Source organism: Streptomyces pathocidini (assembly GCF_001418495.1).
GTDB lineage: Bacteria > Actinomycetota > Actinomycetes > Streptomycetales > Streptomycetaceae > Streptomyces > Streptomyces pathocidini.
Genome location: NZ_LIQY01000014.1, coordinates 1 through 17101, shown reverse-complemented (window position 1 = coordinate 17101; position 17101 = coordinate 1). Strand labels below are relative to the sequence as shown.

Below are 17101 nucleotides of genomic sequence, written 5' to 3'. Positions count from 1 at the left end.
TACCGCAGTGCGTGAGGGCGTCATACTAGTGACCGGCGGGGCCGGTTTCATCGGTGCGAATCTGATCCCCGGGCTACTTTCCGCCCATCCTGAGGACCGCATCGTGTCGGTCGACAGCTACGCCACCGGGAGTCCGGCCAATCATGTGATGGATGAGCGCGTCACGTATCTCAGTGGAAGTACCAGCGACATCGTGGAGCTGTGGGGCCGCCATGAAGTCGTTTCTCCCCACACCGTCTACCACCTGGGCGAGTACTCCCGTATCGCGCAGTCCTTCGATGAGCCCGACCGGGTCTGGGAGTCCAACCTTCTGGGCACCAAGGAGATCGTCCGTTTCTGTCTCGAGCACGGTGCCCGACTCGTGTACGCGGGATCGAGCTCGAAGTTCGGCAACAGCGGACAGGACGAGAACTTGAGTCCGTATGCCTGGACCAAGGCGAAGAACGTCGAATACATTCGCAACATGGGTAGTTGGTACGGGTTGGACTTCGTTATCACGTACTTCTACAACGTGTACGGCCCACGACAGATATCCACCGGACGCTATGCGACGGTCATCGGGATCTTCGAAGAACAGTTGAGGGCCGGCCGCCCGCTGACGGTGGTGGAACCGGGCACCCAGACACGCGATTTCACACACGTCGATGACATTGTCGACGGCATCCTCGTGTGCGCGGCCAAGGGTGAAGGTGACGGTTACCTGCTGGGCAGCGGTGTCGAGCATCGGCTCGTCGACGTGGCGCGGATGTTCGGCGGCGTCGTGGAGATGATTCCGCGACGCCGCGGCGAACGGCTGCGGAGCCGTGCGGACTCGCTTAAGGCGCGAGAGCTCGGTTGGATACCGAAAAGGGAATTGGTTAGTTATATCGCCGAACTACGCGAAGGACTGTCCGTTGAGGTCAGGGCTGTTGCAAAGTCCCGGTAACGCCGTGAAGTTGCAGGTCAGTGTGTGACTGCTGCTGCTTCGCCCGTCTCGTACGCATCGAAGCTCCGGTTGGATATGGTGACGTCTCAATTCGCCCTGCCGAACCGGAGCTTCGATGTGTCGGCAGTCCGACAGCGAGCTTCTGGGAGGCGCGCTCTCAACAACCAAGATCGGCCGTTGAATGGATGCATCCGGTCGGCGCTGGTCGACGAGGGCGTCTGCTGGACAGGCCCTTACCGTCCCTGTGAGTCAGGTTCGTTCGGGCTCCTCGCGTTGCCGTAGCCGCATCCGGAGGTCGCCGGGGTTGTTGGTGGAGGTCATGACGCCCCGCACCTGGACGTCGGGCAGGGGTTCCAGGCGCCAGCGGTTCGCGATGGTGGCGACTACGGTCGCCATCTCCGTGCGGGCGTAGGAATCCCCGATGCACATGTGGCTTCCCGCGCCGAAGGGTACGAATGATCCGCGGGAAACCGGCGGATGGCCGGGCAGCCAGCGGTCGGGGTCGAACCGTACGGGGTCGGGAAAGTACCGCGGATTGCGGTGCAGTACGAGGGCGCTGAAGATGAACTCGGTTCCGCCGGGGAAGTGGTGGCCGGCCAATTCGACGTCGTCGACGGCGCGTCTGATCGTGATGCCTCCGGGGTTGCGCATCCGCAGAGCCTCATCGATCACCCGGCGGGTGTACTGGAGCCGGCGCAGGACATCGGGGTCGAGGGGGCCGACGAGCGTTTCCCGCAGTTCCCGGTGGAGTTCCCGGTCGACGGCCGGGTTCTGCCCGAGTTCGTGGAAGAGCCAGGCCAAGCCCCCGGCGGCGGTGTCCGTGCCCGCCACCAGCAGGGTGATCAGTTCATCGTGGACCTGTTGGTCGGTCATGGTCTCGCCGCTGTCGTCATCCTGGGCCCGCAGCAGCATCGACAACACGTCGTGATGGTTGGCCAGAGGGTTTCGACGCCGGGTGCGGATCAGGTGGTCGATGGCGGCACGCAGTCGCCGGTTCGCGTCCGCCAGCCGCCGGTTGCCAGGAGTGGGGACCCTGCGCCACAGGCCGGTGGGGTCGAGGACGCGCGTGTACATGCCCCGTAGGACAACGGGTATGGCGTGGTGGATGTCGACGGAGAGGTCGTCGTCGAGCTCGGCGGAGAACAGGGTGGCGGTGACCACGGCGAGGGAGAGATCCTGCATCTCCCTCGTGACGTCGATGACTTGGCCGGACTGCCAGGACGAGGCGCGCTCGTCGGCGAGGCGCGCCATGGTGCGGACGTACTGGGCGATCTGATGGTGGTGGAAGGCGGGCTGCATCATCCGCCGCTGCCGTAGGTGCAACGGGCCTTCGGAAGTGGCCAGGCCCTGGCCGAGGTAGTCGTGCAGTTTCTCGAAAGAGCGGCCCTTGGCGTACCGGGCCGCGTCGGTGACCAGGACCCGGTGCACCAGCTCCGGGCTTGCGAGGACGTACGTGGGTGTGCGGCCGAGGTGGACGGCTACCAGTTTGTCGTAGGCGGTGAGGGAGTCCAGGAACTCCAGAGGCCGTCGCCACAGCTGGAGGGCGTGGCCGAGGAGGGGGAGCTTGCCAGGGGCGGTGGGGATGGCGGTCATGGAAGCTCCTTGGGGCCGGCCGAGGGGTTTGCGACGTGCCGGACCCGGTACCGGGCGGTCTCCGCGGACCAGGCCGAGTTGCCGTTCATCCAGCACGCGAGACCCTCCAGCATCAGGCGGAGGGCCTGCCGCTCGGGGGGCGCCACATGGGGGATGAGGTAAGCGTGGATGCTGTCCTCGGCTTGGAGGAAACGCTCGGTCTGCTGGGTGACTTGAGCGGCAACCCGCTCAGTGGCCTCGTTGGACGAGCAGCCGTACTGCCGCTGCAATACGGCCACGTAATTGCACAGGTCGCCAAGGCCCAGCTCCTTGGGCGCCGAGTAGAGGTCGTTGACCCAGGAGACGACGTTGTTCGCGGCCTCCCGTGCGACACGGACGTAAGGGTGGACGAGCAGTGTCTCGGACAGGGGATGGCCCGTCGCGGCCTCACCTATGTCAAGTGAAACGAGAACGGCACTGGAAGCAAGGCGGTGCGCGCGGTAGAAATCCTCGCTCAGAGCTGCCAGATGGGCGTTGACAAGAGCCTGCGTGCGATAGGAGTTGAGGTATTCCATGAGGTCGGTGGCCAGGCGCCGGCACCATGACCGCGGCATGTCGGTGGTCGTGCGGGTCCAGAGGTCCTTCATGGCGACGCGGTAGGGCTCGACATCCGGATCATGGCGCGGTGGTGGGGCGGAGTTGTGGACGGAGTTGATGGTGTCCGCGACGAAGGCGGCAAATTCCTGGTCCCGGCCTTCGTCGGTGTTGTCGAGGATGTCGTCGAAGGCGAAGAACCAGCCCATCCAGTCGGCCATGAGCAGGATCTTGTCCTGACTGGCGTAGGGGTAGGCCCAGGCGGCGAGGCGGTCCAGGAGCACTCCATCGAAGCGATCGCCTTCAGGGCCGTCGGGAACCATGCCGATCTGCCGCGACCATGCCTTGAGGTGGTCGCGCGCCAGCGAAGCGTGGGGGTTGATGCGCGGGGTGTGGGGCGTGACGAAGGGAGGGACAAGGAGATCCACGAGTATCCCTCCGGGACTCCGCGCTGTAAGAAGCCTTCTTTTTAGTGAGCCACGACCACTACCGGACGGGAATTGGTCGCGGCAGGGCAATGCGTGAACGCGTTGAACGCTTGCGCAGTTGTGGACGTCTTGTGGCGGGAGGCGCGGCGCCGGCGCGGGGTCGGCGCGGGGTTGTGTTCGGCGTTCGTGGCCGTGCCGACTGCATGTTGCGTATCGGGACAGCGTCGGGTGAGTACTCCTACTCATGACGGCGCGGCCCGGAAACGAAGAGAGTGGAGGCGGGCCCGACGACCGACGACTGGAGACAACCGTGTCCATGATCCGCAGGCCGTTTCGTACCGCAGTCACTCGCGTCGCCTCCGGTGTTCTCGCCAGTGCGGTCGCGCTCGTAACGCTCACCGCGTGCGCCGGGTACCGCGAGGACGTCTGCTCCGAGGGCGAGTACCCCGTTCTGAGCGTGGGCGGCACCGGCTCTGCGTGCGTCTCGAACGGCGAACAGCCTCCAGCGGGATTCGCGCGCTACCCCGAGGGCAAGGTCCCGCGGCAGGTGGACGACAAGTGGGACAAGTACTGGAACACCCACACGCTCGACAAGAAGGGCAACATCATCGACGCCGGCTGACCACGCCGAAGCCCAAGCGGTGACGTGTTCCTGATGACGCTTTGGAGTGCGTCGCGATCCTGCAGCCGGTGGGGAATCGCCGCTTACCCTGCGGTTCAGCAGGAGCGCCGGCGGGGCTCGATCTGTGTTTTTGCGATATCCAGCAAGTCGAACTCTCCCGACCCCTCTCGCCCGCGAAAGTCAAGCTGGACGGATTCTGTCCAGGTAGACTTAGACACGTCGTGGTCGATCTAGGCTGGTGGAGAGTTCTGGTGCACGAGAGCATGCTTGCCAAGCCCGAGGACGTGGTCGACCGTGATCGTGAGTGGGGTCTGCTCACCGAGTTCGTCACGGACCCGGATCCGGCGATGCGTCTGGGGATCATGTCGGGGCGCAGGCGGCACGGGAAGTCGTATCTTCTGCAGGCGCTGTCGGAGCGGGTCGGGGGGCTGTACGTCACCGCGGTGCGGGAGGAAGGGCGGCTGCCGGCGATCCAGCGGTTCAGCGACGCCATCGCGACCCACGCGGGTCTGCGGCCCGGCACGCTGCGGTTGACCGACTGGCGTGAGGTTCTGTCCAACGCCCTTGATGTCACCGCGCGTTCGCAGACTCCGCTGCTGGTGATCGACGAGTTGCCGTATCTCCTTCAGCACTCTCCTGAGATCCCTGGCCTGCTGCAGCAGCTCTATGACGAGCGCCAGCGGGGCACCGAGGCCGGACCCGGAGCGCGGGTGATCCTGTGCGGGTCCGCGATGAGCGTCATGCACGAACTGCTGTCAGGAACGAAACCGTTGCGCGGCCGTGCGGTGATCGATCTGAGGCTGGGGGCCTTCGACTACCGGGCCAGCCGTGCGTTCTGGCAGATCGACAACCCACTGGTCGCCCTCCAGGTGCACGCCGTCCTCGGTGGCGCTCCCGGTTACCGGCCGGTGGCGGCCCGCCCGCACCCGAACGACGGCTTCGCCTCCTGGCTTACGCGGACGCTCCTGGACCCGGGGCGGGCGGTGTACTCGCGCACGGAGACGGAGTATCTGCTGCGCGAGGATCCGAGGATCACCCAGCACACCCTCTACTACGACATCCTCACGGCGATCGCCCAGGGCGCCAGCACCCCCACCAAGATCGGCGCTGCCCTGGAACGACAGCGCAACGCAGTCACCCACCCGCTCGACGTCCTTGAGTCCACCAGCTACATCCAGCGCGAGCAGGACATCCTGCGTCCCCGCCACCCCGTCATCACCCTGGCCGACCCCATCATCCGCTTCAACCAGCTGATCACCCTGCCGCAGGCGGCCATCGTCGAGCAGGGTTTCGCCGAAGAGGCGTGGCAGGCCGCCGCGCCGACCTTCAACTCCAAGATCCTCGGTCCTCACTTCGAGGACCTCGCTCGGGCCTTCACCCGCCAATACGCCCACACCCTGCTTCCCGATGGCCTGCCCGGTCCGGTCGGTACCACCGAAGTGGCGGACCCCGCGGCCCGCACCAAGCACGAGGTCGACGTCATCGCCCTTGCCCTGGGCGAGCGCCCGCAGGCCCCCCGCGTCCGGATCGCCCTCCTTGGCGAGGCCAAGGCCACCGCCGCCCGCCGCGGCACCGGCGACCTGCAACGCCTGGAACGCATCCGCACCCTGCTCACCGACCAGGGCTACGACACCACGAGTACCACCCTGGCCCTGTTCTCCCTGCACGGGTTCTACCCGGACCTGATCGAGTCCGCGGCCGGCCGCGAAGATCTGCTCCTGGTTGATCTCGCGACTCTCTACGGGGTCGGGTAGCTATCACTCCTGCCGCGATGCCAACGACGAACCTCAATCGCCTGCGGACACGAACCTCGAGGTTTCCTTGAGTGCAGCCGATGCGCCATCGAGATCCGCGAGACGCGCGGCGAGTGTGGCCTCCGCAAGCCGTTGAGGAAGCGCGGCGCTGAACTTGAGCCCATGGAGAGCGCGCGTGTTGACGGCGGGGAGGCAGAGCTGATCTATTGCCTCGGCCTTGGCTCGATTCCACTCGTCCGGAGTCAAGTCTTCGCGGAGCCGGATGTATGTGTCTGTAGGGCGCTGGAGAGGGTCGGCAATGCCCGAGAGCGTGGCAGCCAGGGTGACGTTGGCCCGATAGCCGGCCCAAGTCCACCAACGCACGTTTGTGTCCCGACCACCGCGGATAACAACTGTCCCGGCAGGGTGCACCAACTCCGCACCGTTGTCGCGAGCCCGAGCGAGGGCGGCTTGAGCACGACGGGTCAAAGCGACTGGCGGATCGGTGCTGAGGAGGACCTCCCGGGCGGAGCGGGTCAACTCGTACGAGGCGGAACGGCCGGATCCGACTCCGCCCCACCGTGCCTTGCCGCCGCTCTCGACCAGCTTGACGAAGCACCGCCGTCGGGACCAGTCGATGTACGTCACCTGCCAGCTCCGTCCGGCGAGGAGCAGCCGCCTGGGCCCGACAACTTCCTCCGTCAGCAGCGCCGGGTTGGTGGTGCCGATCTCGCTACGGCCCGCCAGCACAGTGAACTCCGGTGAGGCAGTGAAGACCGCAGTGAGATCCATGAAATGCCGGTAACCGAAGTGGCGTTCGGCCTCAGGGCCGATGAACAGCATTCCGCCGTCCCGCTTCAGGAACCCCTCCTCGATCAGATGGCGCACTATGGGTTCGGCGGAGGGACCGAAAGGGCCGAGCCCACCCCACCACTCCTGCCAGAGCCGGTCTCCGACCCGATGTTCCTGCAGGCAGAGAGCCAGCACTTGCTGGGCGACGATGTGCCGGGGTTCCGGTGGGGCCATCACCGGCTCGACCCAGCCACGTGACCACAGCAGGAGCAGAGCTGCCGCGCCGAGCAGACCGTGCTCGTCGATGGCAAGGAAGAGACAATTACGAGTGGAACCTGAGCGCCGACCGGTACGACCGAGCCGCTGGAGGAAGGAGGCCACGGTGCTGGGTGCGTCAATCTGGATGACGCGATCCAAGTCGCCCACGTCGATGCCGAGTTCCAGTGTGCTGGTGGAGACGATCACACAGTCTCGCGCATCGGCGAAGGCCTCTTCTGCCCGCCTCCGCTCATCCATTGAGAGAGACGCATGCGAGAGGAATGTGGTCACCCCCTTGGCCCGTAGCCTCTCGCCGAGCATTTCGACCTGCCGACGCGATTCGCAGAACACCAGCCGCTTCTCCCCACGGTGCAGGGAGGTGATCACTGTCGCCGCATTCTCCAGTGATCCCACGTAGTCGAGCTGGATCTCGCCGGGGGGCGGCAGGATTGGATTCTCCTCGCGCAGATGCGGGGCAACAACGTAAGCCGCGCGATTGTCGCGCCCCGAGCCCTGCAACCAGGCGAGCAGCTGTTCAGGATTGCCCACCGTCGCGGAGAGCCCGACCCGCTGTACTGACCGACCGACGACTCGTTCGAGCCGCTCGAACACGGCCAGCAGCTGCCAGCCCCGGTCATCACCGGCGAAGGCATGCACCTCATCGACGACGACGGCCCGCAGTCCGGAGAAGAAGGCCCGATGGTCGACATTGGCGCTGACCAGCATCGCTTCCAGCGATTCTGGCGTAGTCAGCAGGATGTCCGGCCGATCCCGCAGGATCCGCTTGCGCCGTGGCTGTGAGAGATCCCCGTGCCACAGCGCTGCGGTCCGGCCCAGCCATGAGGTGTAAGTATCCAGACGGGGCAGGAGGTTGTTGAGCAGTGCTTTGAGTGGGCATACGTAGAGGACTGAGGTCCCTGTCCAGTTCTCCGCAGCCATCCTGGACAGCAGAGGGAAGGATGCTGCCTCGGTTTTTCCACCCGCCGTCGGTGCCAGCAGTACTGCATCCGCACCGTCCAGTAGCGGTTCGATTGCCTCTTCTTGGAGCGGGCGAAGACCAGGCCACCCCAGGGTGTTGACGATGTGGTGTACGACCCCGGGGTGCAGCCGGTCCAGCGGTTCGGGCGCACCTGTCACGGCAGCTCCAGCTCGATCTCGTCGGCGCTGTCCGCCGCGGCGTTGCGCTCGACTTCGCTCAGCTCGTCGCCGTTGACGGTCGGCGCGTAGTGCTTGCGCGGGTCGAAGTCATCAAACTCGTCCACCCGGTCCAGTACGTCAGTGACGAGTTTGCGCAGGAAGAGCCTTGGCGCGATGCCGGCCCGCCCGCCGAGTTTGCCCGTCATGGCAGTGGCCAACTCCGCCACGTACGTATTGTCGACGAGGGCAACGATACGTTCAGGATTCCGAGCCGAGTCCGCATACAAGTCGCGTACAGCACGACCCAGTTCGCCCAGCAGCTGGAGATCGAAACCGGTAAGTCGCAGCTGGACCGCCCGCGGTGAGTCAAAGCATGGATCGGTGGAGAAGTCGGTTGTCAGCCGCTGGGCCAGTGGAGGCAGACGTTGAACCCCCTGCTGTCCGTCGTAGAAGGCAGGTGTGCCGGTGATGACCAGAAAGAGTCCGGGAAAGCGGCCCACGTCGATCTCGTCAAGGAGCTGTCGTAGCGCGTTGAGCCCCTTCTCGCGCACGTCTCCCCGCACCCGTTGCAAGGTCTCGATCTCATCGAGGACCAGCAGGAGTCCGGGGTGCCCGCAGTCCTTCAGGACGGTGAGCAGCCCTTGAAGGAAGCCCAGTGCCGCGAAGTGGTCGAGATCTCCGCGCACCCCCGCGGTACGGCGCGCGGAGGCTGCGACCGACTTCTGCCCACCTAGCCAGGCGATGACGGCTTCGGCGGTGGCCGCGTCCCCGTCGAGCGTGGCTTTGCGATAGCCGCGCAGGGCGGCGGAGAAGGCGGGAGTGGTCTGGGCGATGCCACGGAGCCGCTCCTCCAGCAGCGCTTCGACCGCGGACTCCAACGCCTCGCTGTCTTCAGCCAGTTCGGGTTGCGCTTCGGTCACCTCCTCTTCGAGGGTGTAGAACCAACCATCAATCACCGAGCGCAGGGCACTGGCAGGCTCGGTCGCTGTGGTCAGCCGCTCGGTGAGCCGTCGGTAGACGGTTTCCAGCTTGTGCAGTGGTGTCTCTGTCTCCGAGATCTGAATCTCGGCGGTGGCGAGCCCCGCCCGCTTCGCCCGTTCGGCGAGCCAGCGGGCGAAGAAGGTCTTGCCTGACCCGTACTCGCCGCGAATGGCATGGAAGGCTGCACTGCCCGTTGCGATCGTGGCGATCCGCTCGTCCAGCGCAGGCGCATAACGGTCCAGCCCGACCGCGAAGAGGTCGAGACCCGACTGCGGTACGGTCCCGCGCCGTAGCGCGTCGATGACCTCGCGGCGGCGGGCCGCGCTGACGGATGCGGCGCTCATGCGTTCTCCCTGGGCAGTTCGAACTGCTCGCGCAGTGTGTCGCGGTTGAGCCGGACCCGGGTCCGGGAGTCGATCAGACTGATGACTTCGTACCCCTCGATGTTCAGCAGCCGAGTCAGCACAGTGACAAAGCCTTCCGGGCGGGTGTTGATGCGCCCCCCCGAAGCGGCGGCGGCCCCGGCGACTGCGGCGAGTGAGAGAGTGCCGCCCGATGCGTCGAGTGCGTCGATGACAGCGGCCACCACCTTGCGGTCCGGGGCCCTGCGCACGAACTTCCCCTGATGCTCGTAGAGCTTGGTGTCCACAACCTGACGGCCCAACGTGACTGGGGTCGGCTGCTCGATGAGGGCGGGCCTGGTAGGAGGCGTTTCCACCGCGTCGTCCGCGAAGAGCTCACCCTCCTGTGGCCGTGCCTTCGGCTTGGAGGGTGGCGCCTTCCGCGCCAGTTTCTTGGTGGTTTGGGTCTTCAGCGGCCCCGAGGCGACTTGCGCTTCCCACCATGGCGGCTGAACCGACTCTCGCGGTAGCTCAGCCCATCCGTCGGGTGCGAGGTCGATCGACGGAGTCAGGACCAGTACCGGCACCGTCATCTCGGCGAGTGCGGCACCACCGTGGTGGCCGGCCTTACGCGGGGTGTAGCGGAGCTCCTCCGACCAGGGGGCAATGACCCGACCGCCGTTTTCCAGCACGCGGGGGCCTGCCAGCGCGATCTCCCCCTTACCGGCATCCGTCCCCGTACGCCAGCGGGCCGACTCCACTCCCTCGGCGGTCGCTGGTCCTGCGTCTGACTCCGTCCGGTCCAGTACATGTCCGTGATCGGATACCAGCACCACTGGACGCCCTTGCCCCCGCGCCGAGTTGAGCAGTTCGGTTAGGTACTTCACTCGGTTCACCGACCAGTCGGCCAGCGAGCGCTGCTGCCCGTGGTCGAGGCTTTCGCCGATGGTGTTCAGCACGACACCGACCACGGCATCCGATGCGATGGCCTCGACCAGCGGCTGGTCGAGCCCCGCAGGACCGGCGATCTCGCTCTTGTGGAAGAGTGCGGCCGCGCGCCGATGCTGTTTCCAGAAATCGACGAATCCCTCCTTCTCCACACTCTGCCCGCCCGAGACCGGGCGTCCGCACAGCAAGGTGGCCCGGCTGACGACCGCCACCGACGGGATCATGGCGACCGCAGCTGCCCGCCGCCCGTCGCCGGACAGCTCGTTCCACCGGCCCGCGCCGGTCAACTCTTCGCCGAGCTGCGCCGCGACCGCGCTGCTCATCCCGTCCAGTACGAGGACCAGCGGCGGTCGCTTCGCCGCCAACTTCACGGCGACCTTCTCCAGCACGTCCTCGATGAGCAGCGTCCCGCCGGGCTGCGCCGCACTGGCGTGCCGTGCCCACGGCCCGAGCTCGGCCGCGAAGGCTGCGTCGAGTGTCGCCCGTCGCCGCCGCGCCGCGTCGTGCACAGTGCGGTACGCATTAACCAGAACGGGCTCGGCGTCGGCGTCTCCCACCCACAGCTGTGCCAGTGCCCGGTCCACCCACCCCCAGTCGGCGACATGCGCATGCACAGCTTGGTCGATCGAGGACACCACCGGCTCCGGCGCGTCCAACCAGTGCTTCAGCCGTACGCCCATGCGCGCCAGCTCGACCCGCTTCGCGTAGAGAACAGCGGCAAGGCGATGTTCTTGTACGTGTTCCCAGGCGGTCTGAGCTTCTTGGGGCTCCCGGGCCAGCGCCTCGGCCAGCCGGCGCAGCCGTGCCTGGAACCCAGAGGGGAGAAAGGGATTGTCGGCGAGCGCAGCAGAGAGGTGGGCCTCCGTGGCCAGTTGATCGGCTTGGCGCAGTACGCCAAGAACCCGCTGCCGTGCCTCCTCGCTCTGCGCGCCCCGCCCCGTTGCCTCACCGATCCATCGGGTGAGCGTGCCCTCCACTGCCCTTGCGTAGGCACGCAGTTCGGGTGGGCGTGAACCCATGCCGAAGACGGAGCCCAGAGCGACGGCCGCATCGGCCGACGCAGCGTCCCCGTTCATGACCGAGGCCAGTACACCCAACGCAGTGGCCTCGGTGCCGCGGCCGCTCAGCGCGAGACGCAGGAGCACGGGGGCAGCCTCGCCCGCGTTCTGCGCCAGCCACTCGGCGATGCCCTGCTGTTCGGCTTCCGGCAATGCTGCGAAACGCTGTGGCCCGCCGGGCGTGCGGGACCAAGTAAGCAGCGCATCGACATCCACCGACGCCTCGCCCTCGAAGACGCCCTCGAGCCCGAGCCGCACTCCGACGAGGGCGCGCATCGCTGCGTCCAGGGTGAGCACGGCCCCACGTTGGGGCCAGCCGCCGTCCGGCTCAGCGGTGATCAGCGCACCGGGCAGCCAGAGCCATGGGTCGCGTCGCATGCGAGGGTCGAGGTCGGCTGCGCCGAACAGCTGCTTGACGATGTCGGCCTCGTCGACGGCGATGATCTGCGAGCGCACCATCTCGCCCACCAGGTCTAGGCTGATCCGATCTCCGGACACATCGGTGGTGACCACCAGCAGGTCCGATCCCTCGATATTCAGATGAGCCTGCCAGGCGTCGGTGATGCCGAGCACCGAAGTGGTGTGTACGACCCGGACCTTGCGGCGTTCACCCTCGCCGACCGGCACAGTGAACTCCTGTGGCCCGCCCACCACGTACTTACCGTGCACCAGCACCAGCCGTCGCCCCTTGGTATGGGCCAGCCGTGTGGTCAGAAGTCCGGTGATGACCCGCTGGTCGAGTTCGGGCACCATGGCTCCCATCAGCCCTCGCCGCCGTGTGCCTGCGCACCATCGCCCTGGTTGGCCTGGGGTACCCGCCACTGGATTTCGATCTCGACGCCGGGGTGCGTGGCTGCGTAGTCGCGGATCTCGCCCTGTATCGCGTCGAGGGCCTGGCTCAGCGCGATCTCCAGCGCAGTCGTGGGCCCTGCCGAGACTCGCCGCGCACGGCGAGGGGCATCCGTCGTGACCGGGGTACTGGGCGTCGGCTTCGGCTGCTCGAACGGCTTGTCGTCCTCGTCGTCCGTCTCGGCTGGAGGCGAAACCACCACCGGCCTCATGGGCAGGGGCGGCGTGGGCGCGACGGGCGCCACGACACTGCGGCGCGCTGCCTCGTTGATCATCGATACGGCCTGACTGCGCGCACTGCGCAGCACCGGGGCGAGCTCGGTGTCGAACTCGTCGGCTGCCGCTGTCTTTGCGATTTCGTCGAGCAACAGCCTGGACCGGTCAGCGAGATCATCCCCGCGCTCGGTGTACTGCCGAAGACTCTCGATGAGGTCCCAGTCGGTGCTCTCCAGAGCATCCAGCACCCGCTGCGCCGAGGACATGGTCTTGGCCAGCACGACATCAGTGCTCGCATACGTTGCCGCGGCAAGGTCACGGGTGAGCGGAGTAGGCTCCGGGTTCTGCTTGATCCGAGCCAGCAGGTCGGCCGCATCGCGCACCGACTGCTCGCGTGGGCTGAGGGCCTCGCCACTGATACCGAGGGCGGCCCTGAACCGGGTCAGCGCCCGCCGCAACCCGTTGACAGCGGCCTCTCGCTCCGCCGCTTTCGCATGAACGTCCGTGGCGAGTGCGTTGACGTTCCGGGCGAACAGCATCTGCGGGACACTCGTGCCGAACAGCGCCGCGGCCCTGGTGTGTGCTGCCGTGAACTCTTCCTCGCTGGGCCGCTCCTGGGCCCGCAGGGCCCAGCCGGGGCCGATCTGGTCCAGCGCGGGGGCCTCTTCCGCCTGCCCGTTGTAGATCCAGAAGCGGTCCGAGAGCAGTGCGTAGGTGGCGATCACCAGGTTGGAGACCAGTTTGTCGAGGCCCGTCCAGCCGAGCTCGGCAATCCAGACGCGGATGTCCTCGACCGAGAAGTCGCCCTTGGCCCCACGCTTGCCCGCCTGCTGGTCGATGTGGCGGCGCCAGTCCGTGGAGACGTTCAGTGGCCCGTCGTACACCTCACCCAGTTCCAGCGCGTGCACGATCCGCGCCACGTCCGTGATGTCACCGCTGTCGACCACGACCCGGCGTGAGCCATCGTCCATGGCCCTGGCGATCCAGCCGTACGCCTTCTTGAACTTTGCGGCACTGACCGGCTTGCGGCTCTCCTGACGATCGAAGTTCGGGTGCTTGGGATACAGCGTGTCCAGCAACCCGTCGGCGAGCTTCAGCAGGTTGTACTCGAAGACGCCGCCGCCCTGGAGCTGCGGAGTGTGCCCGGCGTACAACGAATGGACGTGCTTGCCCTCGGTCACCTGGGCGCCGAGGTCGGTCTCTTTGGCCTTGGCGATTCCGTACGCCTGGTGCAGTACCTGGCCCAGCTGCGAGACGAGCGTCTCGCGCTGGGCCTCCAGCTGATGCCTGACCCGCACCTGGTCGTCGGACGACAGGTGGGTCGCGAAGTCCTTCAGCCGATCCCTGCCGAGCAGATAGTTGATCTTCAGGAGCCGGCCGAGCTGGGTACCCCGCTGGGCTGAGAGGAAGGACGGCAGCCAGACGGTGGTCGCGGCATCGGGCTTCTCCCGTTGGAGGCGAAAGACCCGGTTCTCGTCCGCGCTGGGCCGCCCGTCTTCGTTCTCATCGAAGGGGTAGTCGATGATGAACCGGATTCGGTCCGGCGAGGACGGTTCGAACTGCGCGTCGGGCAGGATCTGGGTATCGCTCACATTCTCGAAGACGAACTCGGCCATGCGCCGCGTACCGTGCCAGACGACCTCGCGTTCGGCGACAAAACCTCCGTTGTCGACGACCCCCAGCTCTTGCCACAGCCACTCCTGCACCCACCGCTTGCGGGCGCCGTGCGTGTCCTTCTCGCCGACACTGTCCAGGATCGGCTCCACGTCCAGATCAGACAGATGCAGCGTGAAGACCGGGTCCGCGTCGTTGCCGTCACTGCGCAGCTCACCGGGAAACTCCGCCTGAAGCTCCTGCATCCGCTTGACCACGATCCGGTCCTCCTGCCCGGTGCGGGAGCGGATCGATCCATGGTTCAGAGCCGCTAGGCGGGGGCCGGTGAGGCGAGTGAGAGCAGGCACCTCGGGCGCGAGGTAGGCGAGCAGCATCGTCTTGATGAAGCGGTCGTCAGCCTTGTATTTGGCGTCGTCCGCCGAACCGTATTTCTGGAGGAGGTGGTCCTTGACCTTGCCGTGGAAGCGAGTTGCCGCATCGGCCTCGCTCCGCAGCCGGTCGGTGAACGCCTCGCCCATTCCCTCGGCCAGCACGTCCCACAGGTCACCCAGCGGGATCAGCTCACCGACCTTCATGTCCTCACGCCGCTTGTAGAGCATCTGCTGGAGCAGCTTGAGACCGGTGCGCTCGCGCTGGAGCGCACCGGAGAGCGCGACCAGGACGTTGAGGAGGACGGGCGAGACCGGGTACAGCGCCTTGAAGTCGGCCCAGTCCGCGTGGGTGGCGCCGTTGGCGTCGAGCAGCACGTCCCGCACCGACTGGTTGGATGTCTCGACCCGGGCGAAGGCGGCTTCGAGCGCGGCCTTGGCGGTGTCGTCCTTCGGCTTGAGCACCCGCTCTTTGATGATCTCCGGGAGGTTGCGGTCCTCCAGGCTGATCGGGTCGATGCGGCCCGCCAGGTACTTGACCTGCTGTTCCAGGTTCTTGGCGTCAGCGCCGACCGCGTCCGAGCCGATCAGCTCGGAGAGGTCGCGTTGCCGGGATATGAACGAGATGACTGGTAGGGCGCGGCCACCCGTACCCGACTCGATCAGCTTGACGAGCTTGTTCACCTCGTCATTGACGAAGGTCCGCTCACGCAGATGTGCCTGGAGCCAGAGGATCAGCTCGTCGAGGAAGAGGATCAGCCCGTCGTAGCCAAGGGACTTGGCGTGCTGGCTGATGATGTCGAGACCGTTCTCGAGCGGCAGAAAGGCGTTCTTCGCGCCGATCGCACTGAGCGAGTACGAGGAGTACGGACCAGAAAGCAGCGCGGACGCCAGCCAGTTGCGGACCTTCTCGCCGGGGGCGGCGGCGAAGGCCTCGTCGAGGAGCGTCGGCGTCCAGACCTGAGGAGCTTCCTTGACGTCGAGGTTCACCAGATCGTCATCGTCATCGGCGGCCGCCTGCGGGGCGGTGCTTGACTCCTTCGGCAGCGAGGGGTTGCCGAGCCAGCGGACGAACTCCATGTCATCGGAGAAGAACTCCCGCTGGCGGCGGGCGTCTTCGAACATCGCGTCCGCCCGGTAGACCGGCGGCACCGGTGCGCCCGCGTGTAAACGCTGAACGGTGCGGACGTATCCACCGAGGATCGCCGAATCGAGGTCGGTCGCACCGACCAGGTGGAACGGGACCATCAGGAACTTCCGGTCCCGCAGCCATGTGTCATGGTCCGCGATGATCGGCTGGAGCGTTGCCTTGGTGCGAGCGGCCGGGTCGTTGGAGAGGATTGCGTGCAGCACGGTCATGAAGTGGCTCTTACCGGAGCCGAACGATCCGTGCAGATACGCGGCGTCGGACGACCCCGCCCGTACGGATGCCTCAACGATCTTGAGCGCCTTGCGGAGAGACTGTTCCAGCTGCGGGGTGACCACGTACTCGCGTACGCGCTCGGCGGTCGCGTCGAATCCGCCGGACAGCTCGACCTTGAAGGAGCCGGCGAGCACGGACTCGGGCAGGTCGAGTACGTCCCGGAGGTAGAGGTCGTCGTTGCCGCTACTCATCGTCTTCTGTCGCCTTCGTCTTGGCCGTCTTTGCCGTGGCTGATGCCTTGCGCGCCCGGGTCCTCTTCGCCGGACGCCATGCGGTGAGTGCGGCAGGGGTGAGTTGTTCGCGCGCCAATTCGCCGTCCAGGAAGCTCTGGAACTCCTCTGCGGCGGACTCCTCGCCCCACTCGTCGTCCACCTCGCCGAACCACTGGCGCAGCCACGGCATCAGCTCGTTGATCCCCGCGAGCAGCGGCACGAGCTGCTCACCGGACCAGTCCTGCTGTTTACGGCGCTCGCTCACGATGTTCAGTAGGGCGGTGGCCTGGTCGCGTTGGTCCCAGCCGGCCCAACCGAGCAAGAGAGTCGGGTCGGAGCCGGGACTCGAGTCCGGGTAGGAGACGAACCGCTCCTTGGGTACGTCCAGCTTCCCGCGGTTCGACCAGTAGGACTGCTTCACGAAGTCCGCGGAGGTGTACTTCGGCGGTACGGGAATGGCGAGGCGCTGGCCGCTCCGGTCTTCCTCGCGCTGTTGCTCCCAGATGCCCTCCCACTGCGCGCGCTTGCGTAGACCGCTGTCCTTGTAGCGGTACGCGGCGAGGTACGGGACATGTTCGGCGTCGACCACATCCTGGAGGACCTGGGCGAGGGTGAGGTTGGGCTTGCCGAGGTGGGTAGCGTAGAGAGATGCGGTGTTGAGGATAGCCTTGGCGTCGTCCTGCTTCTCGAGTTCGTCGGCGAGCCGGCCGACGGTGAGGGTGCGGGGCTGCTCGAAGTCGTTGAGAACGTGGAACCAGAGCGACTTGTCCTCGCACTTGTCGAGCAGCCACGTACGGAGGGCGGCCTTCTCCCGCTTCTCCCAGGGATCGGTGGCCCAGCGCCGCTTGCACTCGGGGCGCTCGATGAGGGCGATGTCGCGGCGGGAGGTGATGGTGTCGATGCGGGCCTGGACGATGTCCCGGTACCAGTCGGGCCAGTGGGTGGGGATCTCGGTGACGGGGGTGGAGCGGTGGCGGTCGAACCAGGCGGTCTCGATCGCCCCGGCGGCCTGCTTGCGCGCAAGCACAAT

At 66.5% G+C, this 17101-nt stretch carries 10 protein-coding genes; 3 read left to right on the top strand and 7 right to left on the bottom strand.

Annotation, left to right across the window (positions count from 1 at the left end; translation table 11 throughout):
* Positions 1 to 7: 7 nt before the first annotated feature.
* A complete protein-coding gene (locus AOK16_RS00970) occupies positions 8 to 925 on the top strand; it encodes an NAD-dependent epimerase/dehydratase family protein (RefSeq protein WP_205627605.1) in 918 nt (305 codons plus the stop codon).
* 249 nt (positions 926 to 1174) lie between these two features.
* Here the strand turns inward: AOK16_RS00970 and AOK16_RS00965 are convergent, their stop codons facing one another.
* Both AOK16_RS00965 and AOK16_RS00960 read right to left on the bottom strand, forming a co-directional pair.
* Positions 1175 to 2518, bottom strand: coding sequence for a cytochrome P450 (locus tag AOK16_RS00965; RefSeq protein WP_055470270.1), 1344 nt, complete (start codon positions 2516 to 2518; stop codon positions 1175 to 1177).
* Complete coding sequence (locus AOK16_RS00960; RefSeq protein ID WP_055470269.1) at positions 2515 to 3519, bottom strand: terpene synthase family protein; 1005 nt, start codon at positions 3517 to 3519, stop codon at positions 2515 to 2517. Before AOK16_RS00960 ends, AOK16_RS00965 begins: the two co-directional genes overlap by 4 nt.
* A gap of 316 nt (positions 3520 to 3835) precedes the next feature.
* On the opposite strand from AOK16_RS00960, the gene AOK16_RS00955 reads away from it, so the two are divergent.
* Positions 3836 to 4141 carry an SCO0607 family lipoprotein gene (locus tag AOK16_RS00955; protein ID WP_055470296.1) on the top strand — a complete coding sequence of 102 codons (306 nt, stop codon included), beginning with the start codon at positions 3836 to 3838 and terminating at the stop codon, positions 4139 to 4141.
* A 263-nt stretch (positions 4142 to 4404) separates the two neighbouring features.
* Positions 4405 to 5895 (top strand): AAA family ATPase, encoded by a 1491-nt coding sequence (locus AOK16_RS00950; protein ID WP_398718033.1) that lies wholly within the window; start codon positions 4405 to 4407, stop codon positions 5893 to 5895.
* Positions 5896 to 5928: 33 nt separating this feature from the next.
* Here the strand turns inward: AOK16_RS00950 and AOK16_RS00945 are convergent, their stop codons facing one another.
* The 5 genes from AOK16_RS00945 to pglX all read right to left on the bottom strand — a co-directional run.
* Entirely contained in the window at positions 5929 to 8061 is a 2133-nt protein-coding gene (locus AOK16_RS00945) for a DEAD/DEAH box helicase (RefSeq protein WP_205627604.1), read from the bottom strand.
* Positions 8058 to 9386, bottom strand: a complete 1329-nt coding sequence (brxD, locus tag AOK16_RS00940; protein WP_055470267.1) for a BREX system ATP-binding protein BrxD — start codon at positions 9384 to 9386, stop codon at positions 8058 to 8060. The genes AOK16_RS00945 and brxD overlap by 4 nt, the downstream gene beginning before the upstream one ends.
* Positions 9383 to 12142 carry a BREX-2 system phosphatase PglZ gene (pglZ, locus tag AOK16_RS00935; protein WP_055470266.1) on the bottom strand — a complete coding sequence of 920 codons (2760 nt, stop codon included), beginning with the start codon at positions 12140 to 12142 and terminating at the stop codon, positions 9383 to 9385. Before pglZ ends, brxD begins: the two co-directional genes overlap by 4 nt.
* 8 nt (positions 12143 to 12150) lie before the next feature.
* A complete protein-coding gene (locus AOK16_RS00930; protein WP_055470265.1) occupies positions 12151 to 16050 on the bottom strand; it encodes a BREX-2 system ATPase PglY family protein in 3900 nt (1299 codons plus the stop codon).
* Positions 16043 to 17101: BREX-2 system adenine-specific DNA-methyltransferase PglX (gene pglX / locus AOK16_RS00925; protein ID WP_107098234.1), on the bottom strand; the 1059-nt coding region annotated here is incomplete at its 5' end. The genes AOK16_RS00930 and pglX, both read right to left, overlap by 8 nt.